This window comes from Rhizobium oryzihabitans (assembly GCF_010669145.1).
GTDB classification, from domain to species: Bacteria; Pseudomonadota; Alphaproteobacteria; order Rhizobiales; family Rhizobiaceae; genus Agrobacterium; species Agrobacterium oryzihabitans.
The window spans coordinates 694,691-715,564 of the sequence record NZ_CP048632.1 but is presented as its reverse complement, the minus strand read 5'-3'; the positions used below and the strand labels follow the sequence as shown (position 1 = coordinate 715,564).

General features: G+C 59.5%; 16 protein-coding genes and 3 pseudogenes. 15 read left to right on the top strand and 4 right to left on the bottom strand.

Features of this window, described 5'->3' with window-relative positions:
* Both G3A56_RS03985 and lpxB read left to right on the top strand, forming a co-directional pair.
* Positions 1-882, top strand: a complete 882-nt coding sequence (locus G3A56_RS03985; protein ID WP_164056179.1) for an LpxI family protein — start codon at positions 1-3, stop codon at positions 880-882.
* A complete protein-coding gene (gene lpxB, locus G3A56_RS03980; RefSeq protein WP_082184193.1) occupies positions 879-2,060 on the top strand; it encodes a lipid-A-disaccharide synthase in 1,182 nt (393 codons plus the stop codon). Before G3A56_RS03985 ends, lpxB begins: the two co-directional genes overlap by 4 nt.
* Positions 2,061-2,195: 135 nt before the next feature.
* Here lpxB and gltA read toward each other — a convergent pair whose 3' ends face one another.
* Positions 2,196-3,485, bottom strand: coding sequence for a citrate synthase (gene gltA / locus G3A56_RS03975; protein ID WP_003496202.1), 1,290 nt, complete (start codon positions 3,483-3,485; stop codon positions 2,196-2,198).
* Between the two features lie 305 nt (positions 3,486-3,790).
* Here gltA and G3A56_RS03970 point away from each other — a divergent pair.
* Positions 3,791-6,225: pseudogene (locus tag G3A56_RS03970) on the top strand (ComEC/Rec2 family competence protein).
* Between the two features lie 17 nt (positions 6,226-6,242).
* Here the strand turns inward: G3A56_RS03970 and G3A56_RS03965 are convergent.
* Both G3A56_RS03965 and lexA read right to left on the bottom strand, forming a co-directional pair.
* Entirely contained in the window at positions 6,243-6,920 is a 678-nt protein-coding gene (locus G3A56_RS03965) for a glutathione S-transferase family protein (protein WP_082184194.1), read from the bottom strand.
* A 441-nt stretch (positions 6,921-7,361) separates the two neighbouring features.
* Positions 7,362-8,035, bottom strand: a pseudogene (gene lexA, locus G3A56_RS03960) (transcriptional repressor LexA).
* On the opposite strand from lexA, the gene G3A56_RS28735 reads away from it, so the two are divergent.
* The 12 genes from G3A56_RS28735 to lipA all read left to right on the top strand — a co-directional run bounded on the left by G3A56_RS28735 (position 7,958) and on the right by lipA (position 19,696).
* Complete coding sequence (locus G3A56_RS28735) at positions 7,958-8,356, top strand: hypothetical protein (RefSeq protein ID WP_246231323.1); 399 nt, start codon at positions 7,958-7,960, stop codon at positions 8,354-8,356. The pseudogene lexA and the gene G3A56_RS28735 sit on opposite strands and share 78 nt — an antisense overlap.
* On the top strand, positions 8,295-9,176 hold the full coding sequence (locus G3A56_RS03955) for a VOC family protein (RefSeq protein ID WP_082184196.1): 882 nt from the start codon (positions 8,295-8,297) through the stop codon (positions 9,174-9,176). The genes G3A56_RS28735 and G3A56_RS03955 overlap by 62 nt, the downstream gene beginning before the upstream one ends.
* Entirely contained in the window at positions 9,176-10,021 is an 846-nt protein-coding gene (gene kdsA / locus G3A56_RS03950) for a 3-deoxy-8-phosphooctulonate synthase (RefSeq protein WP_082184197.1), read from the top strand. Before G3A56_RS03955 ends, kdsA begins: the two co-directional genes overlap by 1 nt.
* Before the next feature lie 147 nt (positions 10,022-10,168).
* Positions 10,169-11,443, top strand: coding sequence for a phosphopyruvate hydratase (eno, locus tag G3A56_RS03945; RefSeq protein WP_082184198.1), 1,275 nt, complete (start codon positions 10,169-10,171; stop codon positions 11,441-11,443).
* 343 nt (positions 11,444-11,786) lie between these two features.
* Entirely contained in the window at positions 11,787-12,104 is a 318-nt protein-coding gene (locus G3A56_RS03940; RefSeq protein WP_004441601.1) for an FtsB family cell division protein, read from the top strand.
* A 153-nt stretch (positions 12,105-12,257) separates the two neighbouring features.
* Positions 12,258-13,301 carry a pyruvate dehydrogenase (acetyl-transferring) E1 component subunit alpha gene (pdhA, locus tag G3A56_RS03935; RefSeq protein ID WP_035262411.1) on the top strand — a complete coding sequence of 348 codons (1,044 nt, stop codon included), beginning with the start codon at positions 12,258-12,260 and terminating at the stop codon, positions 13,299-13,301.
* 17 nt (positions 13,302-13,318) lie between these two features.
* Complete coding sequence (locus G3A56_RS03930; RefSeq protein WP_035217464.1) at positions 13,319-14,740, top strand: pyruvate dehydrogenase complex E1 component subunit beta; 1,422 nt, start codon at positions 13,319-13,321, stop codon at positions 14,738-14,740.
* Positions 14,741-14,754: 14 nt separating this feature from the next.
* Positions 14,755-16,113, top strand: coding sequence for a pyruvate dehydrogenase complex dihydrolipoamide acetyltransferase (locus G3A56_RS03925; RefSeq protein WP_082184199.1), 1,359 nt, complete (start codon positions 14,755-14,757; stop codon positions 16,111-16,113).
* Between the two features lie 12 nt (positions 16,114-16,125).
* Complete coding sequence (locus G3A56_RS03920) at positions 16,126-16,770, top strand: SGNH/GDSL hydrolase family protein (RefSeq protein WP_035217458.1); 645 nt, start codon at positions 16,126-16,128, stop codon at positions 16,768-16,770.
* Between the two features lie 58 nt (positions 16,771-16,828).
* Positions 16,829-18,274: a dihydrolipoyl dehydrogenase gene (gene lpdA, locus G3A56_RS03915; protein WP_003502607.1), complete on the top strand. Its 1,446-nt coding sequence runs from the start codon at positions 16,829-16,831 to the stop codon at positions 18,272-18,274.
* A 97-nt stretch (positions 18,275-18,371) separates the two neighbouring features.
* The gene (locus G3A56_RS03910) at positions 18,372-18,620 is read left to right on the top strand and encodes a GlsB/YeaQ/YmgE family stress response membrane protein (protein WP_082184200.1); all 249 of its coding nucleotides are present in this window, start codon (positions 18,372-18,374) and stop codon (positions 18,618-18,620) included.
* 104 nt (positions 18,621-18,724) lie between these two features.
* On the top strand, positions 18,725-19,696 hold the full coding sequence (gene lipA, locus G3A56_RS03905) for a lipoyl synthase (protein ID WP_020012454.1): 972 nt from the start codon (positions 18,725-18,727) through the stop codon (positions 19,694-19,696).
* A gap of 175 nt (positions 19,697-19,871) precedes the next feature.
* On the opposite strand, the pseudogene G3A56_RS03900 reads toward lipA, so the two are convergent.
* A pseudogene (locus G3A56_RS03900) lies at positions 19,872-20,800 on the bottom strand (DMT family transporter).
* Positions 20,801-20,874: the final 74 nt, after the last annotated feature.

The following is a 20,874-nucleotide window of genomic DNA, read 5'->3' as shown; positions in this document are numbered from 1 at the left end:
GTGACTGGCGGCGGGCGTCTCGCCATCGTGGCCGGCAGCGGCCAGCTGCCGCTCTATGTGGCAGCTGCCGCGCGCGAGATGGGCGAAAACCCCTTCATTGTGCGGTTGCGCGATGATTCCCGCTTCGACTGGACGGGTTTCGACAATGCCGTGATCAGTGTCGGCGATGTTGCCGGGCTTGGTCGTCTGCTGCGTGACAACCAGGTAGACCGCGTCGTGCTTTCCGGCGCCGTTGCGCGGCGTCCGGAATGGCGTGAAATTCGCCCCACGGTCGGCATCGTGCTGAAATTGCCATCCATCGTGCGGACCCTGCTTTCGGGCGGAGATGACGCTGTTCTGCAGATGGTCATCCAGGTCATCGGCACGCTCGGCGCAAAGGTCATAGGCGCCCATGAGATCGCCCCCGGGCTGCTTGCCACGATAGGTGCTTTCGGTGCGCAGAAACCGGCTGAGGATGATCTGCGCGACATACGCAAGGCGGCTCAGGCGGCACTTGCGCTTGGCACGCTTGATGTCGGGCAGGGCGCTGTCTCCGTCGGCGGCCGCATCGTGGCGCTGGAAGGCGTTGAGGGAACCGACGCTATGCTGGCGCGTGTCGCAGCGCTGCGCGCCGAGGGCCGCATCTCGCCCCGCCGCAGGGGCGTGCTGGTAAAGCTCTGCAAACCACAGCAGGATATCCGCGCCGACCTGCCGACCATCGGTATCGAAACGGTGGAGAATGCGCAGAAAGCCGGGCTGGCGGGCATCGCTGTCGAAGCTGGACGGGCGCTGGTGCTCGACCGCGAAGAGATGTTGAAAGCCGCCGATCAGGCGGGCATATTCGTCTGCGGTATCGATACGTCACTAGGTGAAGACATGGTAGGCGGAGACATGGCGGGATGACGGCAACGTTGAAAGTGGCGGTCATAGCCGGCGAGGTCTCCGGCGACCTTCTGGGCGCGGACCTGATCCGTTCCCTGAAAGCCCGGTGTGATGGATCCATCGAGCTGATCGGCGTCGGCGGCGAGGCGCTGGAAGTGCAAGGTCTGGTCTCGCTGTTTGATTATTCCGAGCTTTCCATCATGGGGTTTACGCAGGTCCTCAAAAAACTGCCGAAGCTCATTTCGCGGATCAACCAGACTGCGCAGGCAATCATTGCCGCAAGGCCGGATGTCCTGCTGATTATCGACAGCCCGGATTTCACCCATCGCGTCGCGAAAAAAGTCCGCAAACAATTGCCGCATCTGCCGGTCGTCAATTATGTCTGCCCGAGCGTGTGGGCGTGGAAGGAATATCGCGCCACCGCGATGTTGTCCTATGTCGATCACGTTCTCGCCCTGCTACCCTTCGAGCCGGAGGCGATGCGGCGTCTCGGCGGCCCGCCAACAACCTTTGTCGGCCATCGCCTGAGCGTTGATCACGATGTGCTCTCCGTGCGGCAGAGACGGGTGGAGCGGCCGCTTCCCGCCAATGGCGAACCGAAAACCATTCTTCTCCTGCCGGGGTCGCGCTCCACGGAAACGACGCGGCTGATGGAGCCGTTTCAGGAGGCTGCAAAAGCCTATGTCCAGCGCAACGGCCCGACGAGGTTCCTGCTGCCCACCGTGCCGCGCCAGGAGGCGCGCATCCGCGAGCTGGCGGCGGCATGGCCGCAGGAAATCAGGCCAGAAATCGGCATTGATCCCGCTTTTAAATGGAATGCTTTCGCTGCTGCCGACGCGGCGATTGCGGCCTCCGGCACCGTTATTCTCGAACTCGCGCTCGCCGGCGTGCCAACCATCTCGGTTTACAAGACCGACTGGATTTTCACAATGCTGAGCAAGCGGGTGAAAACCTGGACGGGCGCGCTTCCGAACCTGATTGCCGACTATGTCGTCGTGCCGGAATATTTCAATGAGGTGGTACGGGCAGGGTCGATGCTGCGCTGGGCCGAGCGGCTCTCATCCGACACCACCGAGCGTCGGGCGATGCTGGAGGGTTATGCCCTGGTACAGGAACGCCTGCGCACCGATGTGCCCCCGGGCGAAACCGGCGCCCTTATCCTTCTCGATGTTCTGAACAGCCGCAGACAGCAAGGCTGAGCCGGCAGCGATCTTGTCTGGCTCCTACTGGACGTCGGGCTGGGCAGGGTGCTGCTTCTTCTCGATGGTCGTATCCAATAAAAAAGGCCGGCGGATAAAACCCGCCGGCCTTTTGATATTGGACTATTTCCCGGCTTAACGCTTGGAAACCGGAACGTAATCGCGCTTGCCGGCGCCCGTGTAGAGCTGACGCGGACGACCGATGCGCTGCTGCGGGTCTTCGATCATTTCGTTCCACTGCGCGATCCAGCCGACGGTGCGTGCAAGTGCAAACAGCACGGTGAACATGGTCGTGGGGAAGCCGAGCGCCTTCAGCGTGATGCCCGAATAGAAGTCGACGTTCGGGTAAAGCTTCTTTTCGACGAAATAAGGATCGGAAAGGGCGATCTTTTCCAGTTCCAGCGCGACCTGCATGATCGGATCGTCGGAGTTGCCGGTGGCTTCCAGCACTTCGTACATCGTCTTCTGCATGATCTTGGCGCGCGGGTCGTAGTTCTTGTAGACGCGGTGGCCAAAGCCCATCAGGCGGAACGGATCGTTCTTGTCCTTGGCGCGGGCGATGTATTCGGGAATACGATCAACCGTGCCGATTTCGTTGAGCATGTTGAGCGCCGCTTCGTTGGCGCCGCCATGTGCGGGACCCCAAAGGCAGGCGATGCCCGCTGCAATACAGGCGAAGGGGTTCGCACCCGACGAACCTGCAAGACGCACCGTGGAGGTGGACGCATTCTGCTCGTGATCGGCATGCAGGATGAAGATGCGGTCCATGGCGCGGGCCAGAACCGGATCGACCTTGTATTCCTCGCAAGGCACGGCAAAGCACATGTGCAGGAAGTTGGAGGCGTAATCGAGATCGTTCTTCGGGTAAACGAAGGGCTGGCCAATATGGTACTTGTAGGCCATGGCGGCGATCGTCGGCATTTTCGCGATCATGCGCAGGGAAGCGACCATGCGCTGGTGCGGATCGGTAATGTCGGTCGAGTCGTGATAGAAGGCCGAGAGAGCGCCGACCGTGCCGCACATGACGGCCATCGGATGCGCGTCGCGACGGTAGCCGGTGAAGAAGCGGCTCATCTGCTCATGCACCATGGTGTGGCGCGTAACGCGGGTGTCGAAGTCCTTCTTCTGTGCAGCCGTCGGCAATTCGCCGTAAAGCAGCAGATAGCAGGTTTCCAGGAAGTCGCCCTGTTCGGCGAGCTGCTCGATGGGGAAGCCACGATGCAGGAGAACACCCTCGTCACCATCGATATAGGTGATCTTGGATTCGCAGGAGGCCGTCGACGTGAAACCCGGGTCATAAGTGAAAGAGCCCGTGTGCTTGTACAGCGTGGCGATATCGACGACGCTTGGTCCAATCGTGCCTTCCCTGACCGGGAGTTCGACCTGTTTTTCGCCAAGTGTCACTGTAGCGCTTTTTTCCGTCATACTGATCCTCCGAAAACATGCGGGTGGGGCGTTGAGACACGCCCCGCGGTTAAGCGTCTACCGATTAGCTATATGATCCTTGCGCAGATGCCAAGCTATCCGAAGGTCAAATTGTGCATTGCGGCAAACGCAATCGGGTTGCTCCGGGCTTTCCCGGCGATAGCAATTCAATCTCGGTCAACGCACCGTTAAAGGAAAGGATTGCAATCCCTCGCGCCTGCCTGCAAACCTGTTTCCAGTGCGGCAAGGGGCGGCGCAGATTGCTTGGTCAAGGGGAAAAACAGCATTTCGGATATGCCGAAACGTTGCAGGGCAGCTTGCCCGGCACGCGCGATATTCTGTTTCCTCTTCGCCGGACAAGCGATGCCACGATATACGATACGCCCGCCATCGTTCCTGCCCGAAATCTCAAACATACCGTCACGGAAAAAATAGCCGCATGGGTGGCTGAAGAGCGCGCTTTCGGCCACGATTTTCTTTTCATTCCCGTCTTTATCGGCTGTGGCGCTGTCCTGTGGTTTTCTCTCGATGCCGCGCCGTCGTCGCTGGTTCTGGCTTTCGCTTTTGTGCTTGTCGCAGGCCTGGCGCTCATCGTCAGATATACCACCGGCTTCATGTCGGTGGCCTGCAGCCTTTTCGCTTTTGTTTTGCTCGGCATGCTTCTGGCGGATTTTGAAACCCGGTGGGCGGGAACGGTGGTGCTGGACACGCCCGTCACCACCACCATCACCGGTACGGTTGCGCGCCGGGAGGTCGATGCGCGCGGCTACTGGCGATATGTGGTTCGGCTGACGGCGACGGAAGCGCCGACATTGTCACGTCCGCCACAGACGATTTCGGTGCTTTCACGCGGCGGCGGGCAACCGGCGGCACTTGGCGCCACCATTCGCGGCAAGGTGCGCCTTTCGCCGCCATCCGGCCCGGCCTTGCCGGGACTGAACGACTTCGCCTTCGCCTCCTATTTCAAAGGAGTAGGTGCGACCGGTTTCTTCTATAAACCGCCGCAAACGCTTCCGTCACTCACGGGTGACATCAAGGCCGAAACTGGCTGGCTCGAACGGGCCGATATGTGGCTTTACGGACTTCGCAGCGCGATTGCCGAGCGCATACGCTTAACCATCGGCGGTGATGCCGGCGCCTTCGCCGCCTCCATCGTCACCGATGAGAGACAGGCAATATCGGCGGAGACGATGGAGGCGCTGCGGCTCTCCGGCCTTGCCCATATCGTTGCGATATCGGGGCTTAACATGGCGCTGGCGTCTGGCATTTTCTTCGTTGGCCTGAGACTGGCTTTCAGCCTGTTTCCGGCCTTTGCGCAGCGCTGGCCCGTCAAGAAGATCGCGGCCTTCGCAGCATTGCTGATGACGCTCGCCTATTATCTCATTTCCGGCTTTGCCGTCTCGGCCGAACGCGCCTGGCTGATGATGTCGGTGATGCTGATCGCGGTTCTGTTCGACCAACCGTCACTCAGCCTCAGAAATGTTGCTCTTTCCGCTCTGGTCATTCTTATCTTTTCGCCATCGGAAATCATGGGCCGAGCTTCCAGATGTCATTTGCGGCCACCATTGCGCTTGTTTCCGCCTATGCCTTCTGGAGCCGCTGGCGCATTGATCGCGACCGGCTGTTCATTGGGCGAAAACCGGCATGGATGAAGGTGGCGGGAACGGTGGGCGCGGTCATCGGCGGTGTTGTCACAACGTCCCTTATCGGCGGCCTTTCGACGGCGATCTATTCGGCTGAACATTTTCACCGTGTCACCACCTATGGACTTTTCGCCAATCTGGCCGCCATGCCGCTCATGTCTTTGATCGTCATGCCATTCGGCCTTCTCGCCATGCTGCTGATGCCCTTCGGGCTCGATGCGCCGTTCCTGAAGATAATGGGGTATGGCATGGCTCTCGTCATCGAGGTTGCCAATGAGGTGGCGTCGTGGGGCGGCAGCGCGGCGACGGGTCGCCCGCATGGCTGGTTCATCGGTATTGCCTCGGTGGGTTTCCTGTTGCTGACTTTGTTGCGCAGCCGGCTGGCACTTCTCGGTATCCCGGTTCTGCTTTTCGCTTTCGGCCTGTCAGCGGCAACAGCCTCCCGCGATCCACCGGATCTTCTGGTGCACGAGGACGGCGAGCTGGTGGCGATGGTGGAGGATGGCAAGGTCTTCACGACCAAAGCGCGGCCACCGGACTTTGTTTATGGCCAGTGGCAGAGAGCGCTGCTGCTGCCGGAAAAACCCGTGCCACCGGTGATTCTGGCGGCGGAGGCAACCGTGAGCAATGCCGTCTCGGGCCCCAAAACGAAGCTGACGCCTAAAGAGATCGCGGCGGTGACAAGGGAGATGACCGCTGCACTGAGAGATGCCGAGACTGGCGTTTTTACCTGCAGGAAAGGCGTATGGTGCGCAGCGCGCGCCGGCAGCGGCGAGTGGATCATCGTTCTGGAAGACGGCCGCTTTGCCGGAACGGCCTGCGATATCGCCGATATCGTTGTTGTTTCCCGCAGAACCTCTTTCTCACAGTGCCGTTCCGGCGCTCTCCTGCTCAATCGCAACATACTGCGACGTATCGGCTCGGTGGAAATAGACTTTGCCAATATGGACCAGGCAGGGGTGGTGGGGCGGCTGCGCGCCGCAATCTCCGGAACGGACAGGCCGTGGAGCGAACATCGTTATTACGACTGGAAAAGCGGCCGTTTTGATCACGAGGTGCCGGACGCCGTCAACAGGCTGCTGGCGACGTCAGAATGAGCCGCCAGCTTGGTTCATCAGGCCTTGGCGCGCAGATCCTCGGTCAATTGGCCTATCTCGCCGATTTCCTCTTCATGCGCCGTGTCGCGCCAGGTCTCTTTCAAACCGGCCTCATACCACTCACGCATGGCGGGCAGGGCGAGCAGCCTTTCGTAATAGCTCTTCGCTGCGGGCGAAAGATCCGCGCCGTAGGTCTGGAACCGGAATGCGACTGGGCAGAAGAAGGCGTCGACCACCGTGAATTTCGCGCCGGCAAGATATGGTCCGCCAAATTTCGCAAGGCCTTCGCTCCAGAGCGCATCGATGCGTTTGATATCGGCCGCAAGTCCGGCATCGCCACCTTTCGGCTTTACCCTTATGCCGACCGACATGGGATAGAGATTACGCAGCGAGGAGAAGCCCGCATGCATCTCACTGGCCGCCGAGCGCGACCAGGCTCTTGCCTGCTTGTCGCTTGCCCAGACGCCCTGATGTCTTTCGGCAAGATATTCCCCAATCGAAAGCGTTTCCCATACCGTGAAGCCTTCATCGACGAGGCAGGGAACCTTGCCGGTTGGTGAAAACGAGGCAAAGGACACGCCTTCACCGAACGGAACCAGTTTTTCATCGAAGGCGATACCAAGCGTGCGCATCAACACCCACGGTCGCAACGACCAGGAAGAATAGTTCTTGTTGGCTATATAAAGATCGTACATGGCGTATCTCCCGGACATGACGCGCATTTCTACACCTGCCTTACGTCCACGGAATATCGAAAATAATCCATGGCTCCCATAAGCCGTATTGATGAATGGCAAGGCGCGGGCATGGACGGCAGCACCCCGTCAATATCACCGCTTGGAGACGGCGGAAATTCATCACGTGACGCGATGGCGAAAATTCAATCTTGCAAAAACGTTGGCAGAAGTTCCGGCGCTGATCGCGGTCAACTGCACATGCATCGCTTCGCTATATAGACGGAAATATCGGTATGAAAATTGGATCAGTTTCCAAAAGGCGTCGATCCTGAAGGTCGCAGAGTATCGCTTCCTACCGCAAAATCATGGCCTGCTCCGGACCAGCCTTCACACTTATGCAACGGACGTCACCTTCCGATGACGCCTGCTGAAAACTGAACCATGTCCGGTCCCTTATGATCAATGATAGCGGCGGATCAGCCCAACTAGCTTGCCCTGAATCTTAACCCGGTCCGGTCCGAAGATGCGGGTTTCATAGGCTGGGTTTGCTGCCTCCAGCGCGATGGATGCGCCCTTGCGGCGGAAGCGCTTCAGCGTTGCTTCCTCGTCATCCACCAGCGCCACGACGATATCGCCCGGATTGGCGGTGTTGCCGTTGCGGATGATGACGGTATCGCCGTCGAAAATGCCTGCCTCGATCATCGAATCGCCCTTGACCTCAAGCGCGTAATGTTCGCCGGTGCCCAGCATGTCCACCGGCACGGCAACATCATGGGTGTTGTTCTGGATGGCGGAAATCGGCACGCCGGCGGCGATGCGGCCCATGACCGGCACGGTGACAGCGCCGCCGAAATCATTGGCAGGCGCCTTGGGGCAGGGGCCGGTTCCGGCGCCTTCGGTTTGCCGAGACTGCCTTCGATGACGCTCGGCGAAAAGCCGCGCTGCGGCCTTGCTCCGGGCGTGTAGGCCTCAGGCAGCTTGATGACTTCCAGCGCCCTCGCCCTATTGGGTAGCCGGCGAATAAATCCGCGCTCTTCGAGGGCGGTGATCAGCCGGTGGATGCCGGATTTCGAGGCAAGATCGAGTGCGTCCTTCATTTCATCGAAGGAGGGCGGCACGCCGGACTCTTTCATTCGTTCATGAATGAAGAGAAGCAATTCCTGCTGTTTGCGCGTGAGCATGAGGAAAACACCCTTGAGAATCGTAGTGGAAGTCGCGAAACAAATACAGAACGAACACTATATGTTCCATATGTGTTCTGCAATCCCCTAAAATTTCGTGAAGCAGCTATCTGTTGTTTTGATGATTTGCCTCATTGCCTGCATTTGTGCTTTTCTTCGGTCCGAACCGTTGCAGCCTGGGACTGGCCACGCCGCCAGCAGGAAAAAAATAATGACGAAACCCGCAAGCGTCGATCATCTCGTTCTGCCCGTGCAGGCTCTCGGAATCGCTGAAAAGCGCCTTGGCGCTCTCGGTTTCACGGTTGCACCGGAGGCTCTTCATCCCTTCGGCACGCTGAACGCCTGTGTTTTTTTCGCTGACGGAACCTATCTGGAACCGCTCGCGATTGCTAATCCGGCTAAATATAATGCCTCGGTGGAGAAGGGGGATGTGTTCACCGGCAGGGATCAGGCCTTCCGGCAGCGTGATAGACAGGAGGGTTTTTCGGCGCTCGTGGCCCGAACCGATGATGCCTTTGGCGATCATGACAGGTTTGCGATCTCCGGCCTCTCGGCAGGCGATGTCTTCGAGTTTTCGCGGCCTCTCCGGATGCCGGACGGTTCGCAGGGTGAGGCGGCGTTTCGGCTTGCTTTTGCGGCGAGCGGATCGGCTGAGGATTTCTTTTTGTTCAGTTGCCAGCGGCTACAGGCCCTGCCGGGCGACCGCACTGCGCTGGAGCGTCATGCCAACGGGGTCTCTGGCCTCAGCGAAATAGTCCTGTTTTCCGGCGGCGATGCAAAGGCGGCGCGCCTGATCGAAACGGTGTTTGGCTGTGAAGGCACGATATCTCCGGATGGTGATATGGTTTTCGTGACCGGCAATGCGCGCATCAGATTGACCGGGAAACCGGCTTTCGGCGGGCATGCCGTGAGTGCTTCGGATTGGAGCGACGGCGGATTGCGCGGCGCGGGCATCGTCTTTCTGTCACACGATCTTGCCGTGACAGAAGCGGTGCTTGCTGCTAATGGCGTGTCCTGCGCAAAAGCGGGCGGCCGCCTGGTGGTGCCTGCAGCACCCGGTCAGGGCGTAACATTCGCCTTCGAGGAAAAATGATGAGCGTTACGAACAATCTCAAAGTCACAGCCGGCGATGGCGCCAGCAAGGTTTCCTTCTCCAATGCCGAACGGTTTTCGCTGATTGCCGGCCCCTGCCAGATGGAAAGCCGGGAACATGCCTTCATGATCGCCGGTGTCCTGAAGGAGCTTTGCGACAAGCTGGGAATAGGGCTTGTCTACAAATCCTCTTTCGATAAGGCGAACCGCACCTCGCTTTCCGGCAAACGCGGCATCGGCCTTGACAGCGCGATACAGGTTTTCGCCGATCTCAAGAAGGAATTCGGCTTTCCGGTCCTGACCGACATTCACACCGAAGAGCAATGCGCCATCGTGTCCGAAGTGGTGGACGTGCTGCAGATCCCGGCCTTTCTCAGCCGCCAGACCGATCTTCTCGTCGCCGCCGCCAGGACCGGCCGTGTCATCAACGTCAAGAAGGGCCAGTTCCTGGCGCCCTGGGATATGAAGAACGTACTTGCCAAGCTCAATGAGAGCGGCAATCCGAATGTGCTTCTGTGCGAGCGCGGCGCTTCCTTCGGATACAACACGCTGGTTTCCGACATGCGCTCGCTGCCGATCATGGCATCGCTTGGCGCGCCGGTCGTGTTTGACGCGACCCATTCGGTGCAGCAGCCGGGCGGGCAGGGCGGCTCCACGGGCGGCCAGCGCGAATTCGTCGAGACTTTGGCGCGGGCGGCCGTTGCGGTGGGCGTGGCTGGCCTCTTCATCGAGACCCATGAGGACCCGGACAATGCACCGTCCGACGGCCCCAACATGGTTCACCTGAAGGACATGCCGAAACTGCTCGAAAAGCTTCTGGCTTTCGACGCCATCACGAAAGGCTGAGGGCTGGCCGCTGCGGTGAGCGCCGTTTGAGCCAATCGATTTTAATGGCGGGCGGGCCGTTTCCGCCGTCCGCCGTCATTGTAATTTCTTCGCCATCGTCTAAGACAGGCGACGGAAAATATCTGTTCCATTCCCAAGGGAGAGACCATGACTGCCATTACCGATATCATCGCGCGCGAAATCCTCGACAGCCGCGGCAATCCGACCGTTGAAGTCGACGTTTATCTCGAAGACGGCTCCATGGGCCGCGCTGCCGTTCCGTCCGGCGCCTCCACCGGCGCGCATGAGGCGGTTGAGCTGCGTGATGGCGGCAAGCGTTATCTCGGCAAGGGCGTGGAAAAGGCGGTTGAAGCCGTCAATACCGAAATCTTCGACGCCATCGGCGGTTTCGATGCCGAAAACCAGATCCAGATCGACCAGACGATGATCGCGCTCGACGGCACGCCGAACAAGTCGCGCATCGGCGCCAACGCCATCCTCGGCGTTTCGCTCGCCGTTGCCAAGGCTGCCGCTGAAGCCTCCGGCCTGCCGCTTTACCGTTATGTCGGCGGCCCCAACGCACATCTGCTGCCGGTTCCGATGATGAACATCATCAATGGCGGCGCGCATGCCGACAACCCGATCGACTTCCAGGAATTCATGATCCTGCCGGTCGGCGCAGAAAACATCCGCGAAGCCGTGCGCATGGGTTCGGAAGTCTTCCATACGCTGAAGAAAGAACTGGCGGCGCAGGGCCACAATACCAATGTCGGCGACGAGGGTGGTTTCGCTCCGGGTCTCGAAAGCGCGCCCGCCGCGCTCGATTTCATCATGAAGTCGATCGAAAAGGCCGGTTACCGCCCGGGCGACGACATGTTCGTCGGTCTCGACTGTGCATCGACCGAATTCTTCAAGGACGGAAAATACGTTCTTGAAGGCGAACGCCGCACGCTCGAGCCAGGCGCAATGGCTGAATATCTGGCTGAACTCGTTGCCAAATATCCGATCATTTCCATCGAAGACGGCATGGCTGAAGACGACTGGGAAGGCTGGAAGACGCTGACCGATCTCGTTGGCAACAAGTGCCAGCTCGTCGGCGACGATCTCTTCGTCACCAATTCCGCACGCCTTCGCGACGGCATCAAGATGGGTGTGGCCAACTCCATCCTCGTCAAGGTCAACCAGATCGGTTCGCTTTCCGAGACGCTGGATGCGGTCGAAACGGCGCACAAGGCCGGCTATACCGCGGTCATGTCGCACCGTTCGGGCGAAACGGAAGATTCCACCATCGCCGATCTCGCGGTCGCCACCAACTGCGGTCAGATCAAGACCGGCTCGCTTGCCCGTTCGGACCGGCTCGCAAAGTACAACCAGCTTATCCGCATCGAGGAAATGCTGGGTCCGCAGGCGGCTTACGCCGGCCGTTCGATCCTGCGCGGTTAATTCCGGCAGTATTGGTTGTGATGCGGCCCGCCGCCTTGGCGGGCTCATTCAGGGGCGAGCGGTAGCATCCGCATTCCGTCACCCCGGACTTGATCCGGGGTCCAGCGCGATCAAGTCCTTGATCGCGAAAGACTCTCCCCACAGCGCAGACGCGCTGTGGCTGGATGCCGGATCAAGTCCGGCATGACGAGGGTTCTTTTGACGTCGCTGCCATTCTTAGCCCGCCCTCCGGCGGGCTTTTTTGCGCCTATTCGCCAAAGACAATTTAAGGTCAACGGATAGTTAAACAATCAGCCTTAATCTCGAGACTCAAAGGTTACGCGTTTTAAGGCTTCTCTGCGGCATGTGGACCAGACATCATAAAAAGAGACGATTCGGCCGTTTGATCGTTCCGGCCATCACGATCGCTTTTCTTTCCTATTTCGGCTATCATTCCATCCATGGCGACTTCGGCCTTCAGGCAACGGAGCGGCTGGAGCGGCAGCGTATCACCCGTACTGCGGAGCTTGCAAAGCTGACGCAGGCCCGTGTTGCGCTGGAGCGGCAGGTGGAATTGCTGAGCGACGGCTCGCTGGAGCGCGACATGATCGACGAGATTTCCCGTTACCAGCTGAATATGTCCCGCACGGACGAAATCGTCATCATGAACACATATTTCTAATTAACCTAAATCAAGTTAATTTAACATTTCTGATTTATTCACAGCATCTTAGCGTGAATATGTGCCATGCGTTTAAAGCATTGCTGCATGGCATTTTCTTGCATATGGTACGCGCCACTCTATCCATTCAAACGGCAACTCAGGGAGGGATGAATGGCGCCGCGAAAACCAGCGACCGTATCCGGCCGCAAGACCACGGCAAAGGCAGCAACCGAATTCACCGGCAAGAACAGCCCGGACTTCTCGAAGGAAGAAGAGCTTCACGCTTATCGTGAAATGCTGCTTATCCGCCGTTTCGAGGAAAAGGCCGGCCAGCTCTATGGCATGGGCTTCATCGGTGGTTTCTGTCACCTCTACATCGGTCAGGAAGCTGTCGTCGTCGGCATGCAGATGTCGCAGAAGGAAGGCGATCAGGTTATCACCGCTTACCGCGACCACGGCCACATGCTGGCGCTTGGCATGAGCGCGCGTGGTGTCATGGCCGAGTTGACCGGCCGCAAGGGCGGCCTGTCGAAAGGCAAGGGCGGCTCGATGCACATGTTCTCCAAGGAGAAACATTTCTACGGCGGCCACGGCATCGTCGGGGCGCAGGTTTCACTCGGAACCGGTCTCGCTTTCGCCAACCGCTATCGCGGCAACGACAATGTCTCCGTGACCTATTTCGGTGACGGCGCCGCCAACCAGGGCCAGGTTTACGAGAGCTTCAACATGGCCGCTCTCTGGAAACTGCCGATCATCTATATCGTCGAAAACAACCGTTATGCGATGGGCACCTCGACCGCCCGCGCCACCGCCCAGTCGAACTATTCGCTGCGCGGCCAGTCCTTCGGCATTCCCGGCATCCAGGTGGATGGCATGGATGTGCGCGCCGTCAAGGCCGCCGCCGATCAGGCGCTGGAACATTGCCGCTCCGGCAAGGGTCCGATCATTCTGGAAATGCTGACCTACCGTTACCGTGGTCACTCCATGTCCGACCCGGCGAAATACCGTTCGAAAGACGAAGTGCAGAAGATGCGCTCCGAACATGACCCGATCGAGCAGGTCAAGGCACGGCTTCTGGAGCAGGGCTGGGCAAGCGAAGACGAACTCAAGGCCATCGACAAGGATGTCCGTGATATCGTCGCCGACAGCGCCGACTTCGCCCAGAACGACCCAGAGCCGGATGTATCCGAGCTCTACACCGACATTCTGCTCTGATCGGGAAAGGGAAACCCATGCCAGTAGAAATTCTTATGCCCGCCCTTTCCCCGACCATGGAGGAAGGCACGCTTTCCAAATGGCTTAAAAAGGAAGGCGACAAGGTCACCTCCGGCGACGTGATCGCCGAGATCGAGACCGACAAGGCGACCATGGAAGTGGAAGCCGTTGATGAGGGCGTTATCGGCAAGCTGCTGATCGATGCCGGCACCGAAGGCGTCAAGGTCAACACGGCTATTGCCGTGCTTCTTCAGGACGGCGAAAGCGCCGACGACATTTCTTCTTCCGCCAAGAAGGAAGAGCCGAAGGCTGAAGCTGCAAATTCCGATTCGGATGCGGCCGGCGGCAAGACCCGCGAAGCGACCGAGGAGCCGAGCGCTGCCAAGGAGGCGGCCAAGGTTCCAGCAGCACCCAAGATCGAAGTCGCAGCCGATCCGGACATTCCGGCAGGCACGGAAATGGTGATGACGACGGTGCGTGAAGCGCTGCGCGACGCCATGGCCGAGGAAATGCGCGCCGACGAAAAAGTCTTCGTCATGGGTGAGGAGGTCGCCGAATATCAGGGCGCTTACAAGATCACCCAGGGCCTGTTGCAGGAATTCGGTGAGCGTCGCGTCATCGATACCCCGATCACCGAGCACGGTTTTGCCGGTATCGGCGTCGGCGCTGCGATGACGGGCCTGCGCCCCATCGTCGAATTCATGACCTTCAACTTCGCCATGCAGGCGATCGACCAGATCGTCAACTCGGCGGCAAAGACGCTTTACATGTCGGGTGGCCAGATGGGCGCTCCGATGGTGTTCCGTGGTCCGTCCGGTGCGGCTGCCCGCGTCGGCGCCCAGCATTCGCAATGTTACGCCGCATGGTACAGCCATATTCCGGGCCTCAAGGTCGTCATGCCCTATACGGCTGCCGACGCCAAGGGTCTGCTCAAGGCCGCCATCCGCGATCCGAACCCGGTCATTTTCCTGGAAAATGAAATTCTCTACGGCCAGAGCTTCGAAGTGCCGAAGCTCGATGATTTCGTGCTGCCGATCGGCAAGGCACGCATTCACCGCAAGGGCAAGGATGCGACCATCGTTTCCTTCGGTATCGGCATGACCTACGCGATCAAGGCGGTTGCGGAACTCGAAAAGCTTGGCATCGACGTCGAACTGATCGATCTGCGCACCATCCGCCCGATGGACCTGCCCACCGTCATCGAATCGGTCAAGAAGACCGGTCGTCTGGTCACGGTCGAGGAAGGTTTCCCGCAGTCATCGGTCGGTGACTTCATCGCTAACCAGGTCATGCGCGCCGCTTTCGATTATCTCGATGCGCCGATCCTGACGATCGCCGGCAAGGATGTTCCGATGCCTTACGCGGCAAACCTCGAAAAGCTGGCTCTGCCGAACGTCGATGAAGTCGTTCAGGCCGTCAAAACCGTCTGCTACAAGTAAGGGGAGGCGTTTCGATGCCGATAAACATCACCATGCCTGCCCTTTCTCCGACGATGGAAGAGGGCAATCTGGCCAAGTGGCTGGTCAAGGAAGGCGACAAGGTCGCACCCGGTGACGTGATCGCCGAGATCGAGACCGACAAGGCGACCATGGAAGTGGAAGCCGTTGACGAAGGCACGGTTGCCAAGCTCGTTGTTCCGGCAGGCACTGAAGCGGTCAAGGTCAACGCCCTGATCGCCATCCTCGCCGCCGATGGCGAGGATGTTGCCGAGGCGGCAAAGGGCGGCGCTGCCGCTCCCGCCAAGGCCGAGGCTCCGAAGCAGGAAGCTGCAAAGGCCGAAGCGCCGAAGGAAGAATCTGCCCCGGCCAAGGCTGAAAAGCCCGTGGCTGATCAGGCTGCCGCATCGTCCACACCGGCTCCGGTCGCAAAGTCCGGCGAGCGCATCTTCGCTTCGCCGCTTGCCCGCCGTCTCGCCAAGGAAGCCGGTCTCGACCTCTCGGCCGTTTCCGGTTCCGGCCCGCATGGCCGTATCGTCAAGACCGACGTGGAAAAGGCCGCCGCTTCCGGTGGTGCGAAGGCCGCACCAGCTGCTGCTGCATCCGCAGGCGCAGCGGCTCCGGCTCTCGCCAAGGGCCAGTCGGACGAAGCCGTTCTCAAGCTGTTCGAACAGGGCTCCTACGAGCTTGTGCCGCATGACGGCATGCGCAAGGTCATCGCCAAGCGTCTGGTCGAATCCAAGCAGACGGTTCCGCATTTCTACGTTTCGGTGGATTGCGAACTCGATACGCTTCTGGCGTTGCGCGCCCAGCTCAATGCTGCTGCCCCCGAAAAGGATGGCAAGCCCGCCTACAAGCTGTCGGTCAACGACATGGTCATCAAGGCGCTGGCTCTTGCCTTGCGCGATGTGCCTGATGCCAACGTCTCCTGGACGGAAAGCGCCATGGTCAAGCACAAGCATTCGGATGTCGGCGTTGCCGTTTCCATTCCGGGTGGCCTGATCACGCCGATCATCCGCAAGGCGGAAGAGAAGTCGCTCTCCACCATCTCCAACGAGATGAAGGACTACGGCAAGCGCGCCAAGGAGCGCAAGCTGAAGCCTGAGGAATATCAGGGCGGCACGACCGCCGTGTCCAACATGGGCATGATGGGCGTCAAGAGCTTCTCCGCCGTCATCAACCCGCCGCATGCCACCATTCTGGCGGTCGGCGCGGGTGAAGAACGCGCTGTCGTGAAGAATGGCGAGATCAAGATCGCCAACGTTATGACGGTCACGCTTTCCACCGACCACCGCTGCGTCGATGGCGCGCTCGGAGCCGAGCTGATCGGCGCCTTCAAGCGCTACATCGAGAACCCGATGGGCATGCTGGTTTGATCGGAGCGTGACATGGTGAAATCGGTCCTCTGCTTTGGCGATTCCCTGACCTGGGGATCAAATGCGGAAACGGGTGGCCGTCACAGCCATGACGATCTTTGGCCGAGCGTCTTGCAAAAGGCGCTCGGTCCCGACGTGCATGTGATCCACGAAGGGCTGGGCGGCCGTACCACCGCCTATGACGATCTGACGGCCGATTGCGACCGCAATGGCGCAAGGCTTCTGCCGACGCTGCTGCACAGCCATGCGCCGCTTGATCTCGTCATCATCATGCTCGGCACCAACGACATGAAACCGTCGATTCACGGATCGGCGATTGTCGCCATGAAGGGTATCGAGCGATTGGTGAAACTCACGCGCAATCACGTCTGGCAAGTGGCTGACTGGGAAGCGCCGGATGTTCTGATCGTCGCGCCGCCGCAGCTTTGCGAAACGGCAAACCCCGTGATGGGGGCGATCTATCGCGATGCGATCGATGAATCGGCCATGCTGGCTTCCGTTTACCGGGACCTTGCCGACGATCTCGATTGCGGATTTTTCGACGCCGGGTCGGTTGCGCGCACGACGCCGGTGGACGGCGTTCATCTCGATGCTGAAAACACGAGGGCCATCGGCCGCGGGCTGGAGCCCGTCGTCCGCATGATGCTCGGACTTTGACAACAATTCTCGTTTCGGAACGGCATGCCGTGACCCGATAAGACAAGGCAGGACACCTATGGCTCAATCTTATGACGTCATCATCATCGGTTCGGGACCGGGCGGTTATATTGCCGCGATCCGTGCAGCCCAGCTCGGCATGAAGGTTGCCGTGGTCGAGCGCGAACACCTTGCCGGCATCTGCTCCAACTGGGGCTGCATTCCCACCAAGGCGCTGCTGCGCACCGCCGATGTCATGCACACCGCCACCCACGCCAAGGATTACGGCCTGACGCTGGAAGGCTCGATCAAGCCTGATGTGAAGGCAATCGTGGCGCGCTCGCGTGGCATCGCCGCGCGCATGAACAACGGCGTCGGTTTCCTGTTCAAGAAGAACAAGGTCGATATCATCTGGGGTGAAGCAAAAATCACCAAGCCGGGCGAAATCGTCGTCGGCAAGTCCACCAAGCCGGTGGTTCAGCCGCAGGGTCCCGTGCCGAAGAACACGCTGGGCGAGGGCACTTACACTGCCAAGCACATCATCGTCGCGACAGGCGCCCGTCCGCGCGCGCTTCCCGGCATCGAGCCGGATGGCAAGTTGATCTGGACCTATTTCGAGGCGATGAAGCCGGAAGAACTGCCAAAGTCGCTGCTCGTCATGGGCTCGGGCGCGATCGGCATCGAGTTCGCCAGCTTCTACCGCACCATGGGCGTAGACGTTACCGTCGTCGAGATCATGAGCCAGGTCATGCCGGTCGAGGATGCGGAAATTTCCACCTTCGCCAAGAAGCAGCTCGAAAAGCAGGGCATGAAAATCCACCTTGAAACCAAGGTTTCCAAGGTGGAGAAGGGTGCGAACTCCATCACCGCGACGCTCGAGAAGAAGGACGGTTCTTCCGAGAAGATCACCGCTGACCGCATGATTTCGGCCGTCGGCGTCGTCGCCAATATCGAAGGTATCGGCCTCGAGGCAGCGGGCGTGAAGACGGATCGCGGTTTCATCGTCATCGACGGTTACGGCAAGACCAACGTACCTGGTATCTATGCCATCGGCGACGTTGCCGGCCCGCCGCTGCTTGCCCACAAGGCCGAACATGAGGCCGTCATCTGCGTCGAAAAGATCGCCGGTCTGCCGAATGTCCACCCCATGGACAAGCTCAAGATTCCCGGCTGCACCTATTGCAACCCGCAGGTCGCCTCGGTTGGTCTCACCGAAGCCAAGGCGAAGGAACAGGGCCGCGACATCCGCGTCGGCCGCTTCTCCTTTGCAGCAAACGGCAAGGCCGTGGCGCTCGGCGAAGATCAGGGCATGGTCAAGACCATCTTCGACAAGAAGACGGGTGAGTTGCTCGGCGCGCACATGGTTGGTGCGGAAGTCACCGAACTCATTCAGGGCTTCGTTGTTGCGATGAACCTCGAGACCACTGAAGAAGACCTGATGCACACGATCTTCCCGCATCCGACGATTTCGGAGTCGATGAAGGAAAGCGTGCTCGACGCCTATGGGCGTGTGCTGAACGCATAAGTGCTCCGTGATACCCGGCATTGTCTAACCTTGCCGGGTGTCCCATATGTCTCGATGCAGGCCGCTCAAGGGGCCGGTTCTTTCAGGGAGCGTGGGAATGGAAAGTGTAGGCTGGATTGCAGCAATCATCATCGGCGGTCTGGCCGGCTGGCTTGCGGGCAAGCTCATGGACATGCGCTTCGGCGTTTTCATGAACATCGTTCTTGGCATCGTCGGTTCGGTCGTCGCGGTTGCGGTACTGAGAACCTTCGACGTTTTCGTCCAGGACAGCAGGCTCGGTTATTTCGTAACGTCCTTCATCGGTGCCAGCCTGTTGCTGTTTTTGGCAAAGCTGGTACGTCGCTGACAAGGCTTCGTGCCCGGAAGGGGCTTACGCTTTTTCTGGAATTGTTCTAAAGCATCGCGTCAATAAGTGTGATGATCGCGGCAAGCGATAGAAGCAGGTTTCTTATGGTCACTATTCTCGACAGGACTTCGTCCGAAGAAAAGCGTATCCGCCACCCGGAAAAGGCCCATCGGCCCGATACCGAGGTGATGCGCAAGCCGGAATGGATTCGCGTCAAGGCGCCGACATCCAAGGGCTATCACGAGACGCGCGAACTGGTGCGCAGCCACAAGCTGGTAACGGTGTGCGAGGAAGCCGGCTGTCCGAATATCGGCGAATGCTGGGACAAGAAACACGCGACCTTCATGATCATGGGTGAGATCTGCACCCGTGCCTGCGCCTTCTGCAACGTCGCGACCGGCAAGCCCAATCCGCTCGATATGGATGAGCCGGAAAACGTCGCCAAGGCCGTCAAGCAGATGGGCCTTTCCCACGTCGTCATCACGTCGGTAGACCGTGACGACCTCGCCGACGGCGGTGCTGAACATTTCGAGAAGGTCATCTGGGCGATCCGTGCGGCATCGCCCAACACGACCATCGAAATTTTGACCCCCGACTTCCTGAAGAAGCCGGGCGCGCTGGAGCGTGTCGTCGCCGCCAAGCCCGATGTCTTCAACCACAATATGGAAACCGTTCCGGGCAATTACCTCACGGTTCGCCCCGGCGCGCGTTATTTCCATTCCGTGCGCCTGTTGCAGCGCGTCAAGGAACTGGATCCCACCATGTTCACCAAATCAGGCATCATGGTCGGCCTCGGTGAAGAGCGCAATGAAGTGCTGCAGCTGATGGACGATCTGCGCAGCGCCGACGTGGACTTCCTGACCATCGGCCAATATCTGCAGCCGACCCGCAAGCACCACAAGGTCGAGGCGTTCGTGACGCCGGAAGAGTTCAAGTCCTACGAGACCGTGGCTTATACCAAGGGCTTCCTGATGGTTTCTTCCAGCCCGCTGACCCGCTCTTCCCACCATGCCGGCGACGATTTCGAACGCCTGCGCGCAGCCCGCGAGAAGAAGCTGCTGGCGGCTGCGGAGTAAGAGGCGGGTATTGCGCACCAGCGGTGCAATTACCCTCCGCCGTCATCCTCGCCCTTGAGGCGAGGATCCATAAGCCGTTGAAGAGGTTGATCCTCGGGTCTAGCCCGAGGATGACGTTGAGTGTGGGGTGAGGTTTGTTGTGAAACCTCAGACCGATTGCGGCTTTTACCTAAATTCAAACCACAGCCTTCTCCGGCCGATGCGCCCGCATGCACAATATAACGCTCAGCACCACCGAGCAGATCGCCACGACCTCGATCAGCGTGGGGCCACGGCCTTCCCATAGAAAACCGTAAAGCAGCGCAAACAGCGTTTCGAACAGGATCATCTGCCCGACCATGGTGAGCGGCAGCATGCGGCTCATGCGGTTCCAGAAGGCATTGCCGAGAATGGAGGCGGTAAAGCCGAGACCAGCGGCGATGGCCATGAAGTGCAGCCATTCCCCTGAACTATGGCTTTCACCGCCGAAAGCGAAGGCCGGGATTGCGAGCATCAGCGCGAGCCCGCCCGTCACCACGCCCGTCATCATGTTCCAGTCATCGGCGGTCACATCATGAAGACGCGACAGCCAGCGTGCATTGCCAACCGCAAAGGCCGTCCAAGAGGCGAGCGCGCCCAGCGCACAGGCCAGTCCCATGAGGCGCGAGACATCCAGCCCCGCATCGTTTTCCGTCAGCGATTGCCAGGAAATGCCGATAATGCCGATAGCGCCGAAGGCAAGCGACGGCCACAGCCGCCTGAGCGACACCGCGCCGTGATCGCGACTGCCGATGATGGTGACGGCAACCGGCAGGAAACCGATGATGATCGAGGTGAAGGCGACACCGCTCAATTTCACCGCCGTCGATATGAAGACATAATAGGCGATGTTGCCGATCATGCTCAGCCAGCCGAGCGCGATCCATTCGCGTGCGCCGAAATGGGCCGACACGCGTTTCAGGCGCGGTCCGATGATGATCAGCGAAATCAGCCCGTAGGTCAGGTAGCGGGCCGTCGACAATTGCAGGGCTGAAAAATCCGGTACGAGTTTCGGGGCAAGGAATATCCCTCCCACAGCGCACCCGCCAATATGCCGTAAAAAACCCCGAGGCTTGTCTTGTTCATGTCATGTCACATCCGCATTCAAGATTATCCGCGATGTGCCACAGCCCATTGCGGCTGTCTTGACAAAAACTCCT